The 5227-nt window shown below is 50.3% G+C and carries 4 protein-coding genes; all 4 read right to left on the bottom strand.

The features are described from left to right. The coding region (locus ULO1_RS14060) for an aldehyde ferredoxin oxidoreductase family protein (protein ID WP_079933782.1) at positions 1-1205 on the bottom strand (1205 nt) is incomplete at its 3' end. 29 nt (positions 1206-1234) lie between these two features. Next, positions 1235-2398, bottom strand: coding sequence for an iron-containing alcohol dehydrogenase (locus ULO1_RS14055; RefSeq protein WP_079933781.1), 1164 nt, complete (start codon positions 2396-2398; stop codon positions 1235-1237). A 174-nt stretch (positions 2399-2572) separates the two neighbouring features. Next, positions 2573-4453 (bottom strand): sigma-54-dependent Fis family transcriptional regulator, encoded by a 1881-nt coding sequence (locus ULO1_RS14050; RefSeq protein WP_079906735.1) that lies wholly within the window; start codon positions 4451-4453, stop codon positions 2573-2575. 72 nt (positions 4454-4525) lie between these two features. Further along, on the bottom strand, positions 4526-5227 hold a 702-nt coding region (locus ULO1_RS14045; protein WP_200806979.1), incomplete at its 5' end, for an aldehyde ferredoxin oxidoreductase C-terminal domain-containing protein.

Here is a 5227-nt window from a genome sequence, read left to right as displayed (position 1 = left end):
GAACCCAGCGCCAGTTTGGCCCCCAGGCCTTCCCCGGCTCCCATCTTGCGGGTCCATTCCACTATGGCTTCCCCACTGCCCCACTTCAGCTCCGGTCCATCCACTTCCTCGGGCTTGATGATGCCCCGCTGGTAAAGCTCCATGGCCGCCGCAATGGTAGCTCCAGCTGAGATGGTATCCAAACCGTACTCATTGCAGAGATTGTTGGCCTTGATTATCGCTTTCAGGTCGGAGACGCCGCAGTCAGAGCCATAGGCCCAGATGGTTTCATACTCCGGACCGCCCCCTTCTTCCCCGTCTACTTCACAGTAGCGGCCACAGGCGATGGGACAGCGATAACAGGGATCTTTCTTTTTCAGGTATTTCTCCGCCAGAGTTTCCCCGGAGATTTCATCGGCAGCCGGGAAATAGGCTTCCTGAAAATTGTTGGTGGGCAATATGCCGCTTTCATTGATGATATTGACCAGCACCGCTGTGCCATAAGCCGGCAGGCCCTGGCCGGTGACGCCGTTCTCCCGGATTTTCTTCAACAGCCCGCTGACCACTTCCTTGAAGCGGTCGGGCTGGGCTACTTCTACCTTACCGCTGCCTCGCACCACGATGGCCTTCAGGTTCTTGGAGCCCATAACAGCCCCTACCCCGGAACGGCCTGCGGCCCGGTAGCGGTCATTCATGACGGCAGCGATGGGAGATAGCCGTTCCCCGGCCGGACCGATGGTCAATACCCTGGCCTTGTCGTCTCCTGCCTCAGCCAGAAGTCCGTCAGTGGTTTCACTGACCAGTTTGCCCCAGTACTTGTCGGCAGGGCGGATTTCCACCTGGTCATCCTTGATGTAGATATATACGGGTTTGGCTGCTTTCCCTTCTACAATCACCATGTCATAGCCAGCGAATTTCAGTTCTGCGCCCCAGAAACCTCCGGAGTTGGAAGAGGCAATGGTATTGTTGAGGGGGGATTTGGTAACTACCATGTAACGTCCGGAAGTCGGAGCGGAAGTACCGGTAAGCGGACCGGTAATGAAAAAGATTTTGTTAGCTTCACTCAAAGGATCGATACCAGCCGGAATTTCTTCGGCCAGCATGCGGCCCCCCAGGCCCCGGCCGCCGAGAAAGGCTCTGGCTTTCTCCACCGGCAGGGCTTCGGTGGTGATAGAGCCGGTAGTTAAATTGATGCGCAGAATTTTACCCGAATAAGCATTGAACACTGTGCAAACACCTCTTTCTTCATATCTTGTTACAAAGCATTTTTATAAATTTGAATTACATCCTCCAGGGTAGCCTTCCGTGGGTTGGTTAAACTACAGGCATCTTTCATAGCATTTTGAGCCATGACAGGAATATCTTCTTCTTTTACTCCCAGTTCAGTCAGCCCCCGCGGAATCCCAATATCCTGGGACAATTGCACAATTGCCTCCAGCGCCTTGTCAGCCGCAGCGCGCACAGAAAGGCCGACAATGTTTTCTCCCATTGCTTCAGCAATATCAGCAAACCGCTGCGGATTGGCGATCAGGTTGAACCGTTCTACATGAGGCAAGAGGATAGCATTGCAAACCCCGTGGGGCAGGTTATAAAAACCACCCAGCTGGTGAGCCATCGCATGAACATAACCGAGGCTGGCGTTATTAAACGCCATACCAGCCAAAAACTCAGCATAAGCCATTTTATCCCGGGCCTCAAAGTCATCACCATTTGCTACTGCCCGCCGCAAATACTGGCTAATCAATTTGATGGCCATCAGGGCAGCTGAATCGGTTACCGGAGTAGCCGCCGTGGATACATAGGCTTCCACCGCATGTGTCAAGGCATCCATACCAGTAGCTGCGGTCAATGCCGGTGGCTTTTTCATCATCAGCAACGGGTCGTTAATGGCAACATTCGGAGTACAACGCCAGTCAACGATAGCCATTTTTACATGACGGTCCGTATCAGTGATGATACAAAAACGGGTCATTTCACTGGCAGTACCAGCTGTTGTGTTGACTGCAATCAAGGGAATCATCGGTTTGGTGGATTTATCCACACCTTCATAGTCACGGATGTTCCCGCCATTAGCAGCTACAATACCAATCCCTTTGGCACAGTCATGACTTGAACCTCCACCCAGGGAAACAATCAGGTCACAGCCTTCTTTTTTGAAGAGGTCAACCCCATCATGAACATTTTTATCAGTCGGATTCGGTTCTGCCCCCGGATAAATTACTACTTTAATGCCTTCCTTTTCAATAATGTCACTGATCTCTTTGGCCATGCCTATCTGGTTCAAATAAGCATCAGTAACCAGTAAGACTTTTTTACCCCCCAGAAGCTTTGCCTGTTCACCCACTTTCTGAGCAGCCCCGGCCCCCATTAAATTAACCGTAGGCATAAAATAACCAAAAACCTGATGAACAACTGACATCTTTCATTCCTCCTTCCTACTATAATCTTTTACTGGTTGTGTTGGCATTAATCATCTTTTGCAAAATTCATGCCAATTTTCAGAAAAATCCATCAACCTGAATTAACGGCTTTGCTGAACCGAAAAAAAAACGAACTGTTCCACAATAAAACAGTTCGTGCCGGTACACTTTGTTCATTTAAGCAAATTGTATTCCTTCAGTTTTCGATACAGGGTAGTTCTGCCCATTCCCAGCAGCCTGGCAGCCGGAGCAATTTTCCCTTTGGTTTTTTGTAATGCCTCGATAATAGCCAGCCTGGTTTTTTCTTCCAATAACGCTCCTTCCTCGACTTTTGTGCTACAAAATAGATTTTGCCGCAGTTCGGGAGGCAAATCCGCTACCGTGATTTGAGGTCCACCGGCTAAAGCAACCATGCCAGTTATAATATTTTCCAATTCCCGCACATTTCCGGGCCAATGGTAAGCAAGTAAATAAGGATATATTTCCCGGTCCACTTCCAGCAAAGGTTTACCCATATTCTGGCAAGCTTTAGAAACAAAATAGGGTACCAGGTCATAGATGTCCTCTATTCGCTCCCGTAGTGGCGGCAGGTTAATGGTAACCACTTTTAAACGATAATACAGATCCAGGCGAAACAAGCCAGTTTTAACCAGTTTTTCTAAATCTTTATGGGTTGCCGCAATTACCCTCACATTAATTTTCCTGACCTTATGATCACCGATGCGACAAACTTCCCTTTCCTGCAGCAATCTTAACAGAGCCACCTGTACATTGGCAGGCATATCCCCAATTTCATCAAGAAAAATCGTTCCGCCATCAGCCAGTTCAAATTTGCCCGGTTGTCCACCTTTTTTGGCACCGGTAAAAGCGCCTTCAGCATAGCCGAAAAGCTCACTTTCAATCAAATTAGGAGGCAATGCTGCACAATTTAAGGCTACAAACGGTCCTTCCCGGCGGTCACTCAGCTGATGAATATATCGGGCTATCACTTCTTTACCTGTACCACTTTCCCCCTGAAGCAATACAGAAACATTGACCGCAGCCGCTCTAGCCGCTATATCCAGCACCTGTTTCGATTTGGCACAGTTCCCAACCCAGCAACTGGACTCTGTGGGATCGACATTTGCCCTGGTCAGGTTTAAAACCCCAACGCTACCGAGCAAACGACCTTCAGGGGAAGTAACTCGTATCAGACGGGAATCAATTTCCTTGCCAGCATTGTCTTCAAACTGCAGGTCTAATCTCTTGTGGCTGAACAGGATACTTTTGGTATTATCAAAAACATCTCCTACTGTGTTACCAATTATTTCCTCTCGTCTTTTACCCAGGAGCTGCGCACCCTGCTGGTTAATTTCCTTGATTACCCCTTTGTTGTCTATTACAATAAATCCTTGCCGCAGCATAGCTCCCGCCAGCTGCAATCCTCGCTGACTTATAGCAGCTTCTTTTTGCAATTCAGCAAGAAGCAGGTTTTGTTCGATCATTTTAGCGCCAATCAAGGCTATTTCCAGAAAACGACTATTTCTCTGTCCACTTTCTCCGGATATATCCAGAACCCCTACGATTTTCCCCTGGGGATTACGTACAGGAGCAGCCCAGCAGGATAAAAAATGGTTCTCCTGAACATAATGCTCCCAGCCTAATACTTTTACTGCCGTACCTTCGGAAATTGACGTACCAATGGCATTTGTACCCCTTACGTCTTCTCGCCAGTTGGCTCCCGGTGATAACTGTACTTGTTGTGCTCTGGTCAGAAAAGGCGGATCTCCGACTACTTTCAAGATATAGCCTTCGAAATCACACAAAATGACCATATAATTCTGACCCTGCAGCAAACGATAAATATACGGAAGTACCTGTTCTGCAGCTTGAACTAAACTCTCCTGAGCTTGACAACGCTCACGCAAAAGCGGCGCCGGGAGTATATCAGTATCCTTTACCAGTCGGTAGTTTACTCTTCTTTCTCTGCTCCTCTGCCAGGAACGCAGGATAATCGGTTCTACTCCACTCACTGTATTCTCACCAGCTATAAAGCGCCGCCATTGCTCACTCATCCTCTTTTCACCCACCTTTGCGAATTATTGTCAAAGGAGGACTTCCCGGTCCAGGAAGCCCTCCTTTTCTTCTTATAACCCCAGTTCCTGTCTCCTGGCCGCTGTTGGCACTCCGTTTTCATCCCAGCCCCGCACCTGGTAATAGACAGGCAACAGTTCTGCCAGCCGGTGCACACTGCCCTTGGACGGCCCGTCCGGAATGGGCTCTTCCAGTAAACGCCGGGGCAGGGTATCGTCCTGGGCGGTATAGCCCTCCTGCAGGTTGAACAGGCGCTCATTGTTCCAGATCCGTTCCCCGCAGGCCAGCAGTTGTTCTGCTGTCAGGTTTTCCCCGGTGGCGGCATTATACAGGTCGGCATAATCCTGCGCCCCCAGGGCAAAGGAGGTGAACAGGCACAGCCCCAGGCTATCGATTACTGCCGTCAGGTCCTGGAATACCTTCACCCATTCCGCTTTCCCCTCCAGGGAGAACCGGTCCAGCTTCTCCGGCAAGCCCAGAATCTCAGGGGAAATCATGTAACCCCGCACATGGCAGCCACCCCGGTTGGAGGTAGCATACTGCAAACCATGGCCCTGCACACCCCGCGGGTCATAGGCCGGCAGTTCCTGCTTCTTGACCGCCATCGCCAGCTCCGGATGGCCATAGGCCTCACACAACCGGGCGGAACCCAGCGCCAGTTTGGCCCCCAGGCCTTCCCCGGCTCCCATCTTGCGGGTCCATTCCACTATGGCTTCCCCACTGCCCCACTTCAGCTCCGGTCCATCCACTTCCTC

Source organism: Carboxydocella sp. ULO1 (genome assembly GCF_002049255.1).
Lineage (GTDB): Bacteria > Bacillota.
The sequence above is the reverse complement of the archived record's forward strand: the minus strand, read 5'-3'. Positions and strand labels throughout refer to the sequence as shown.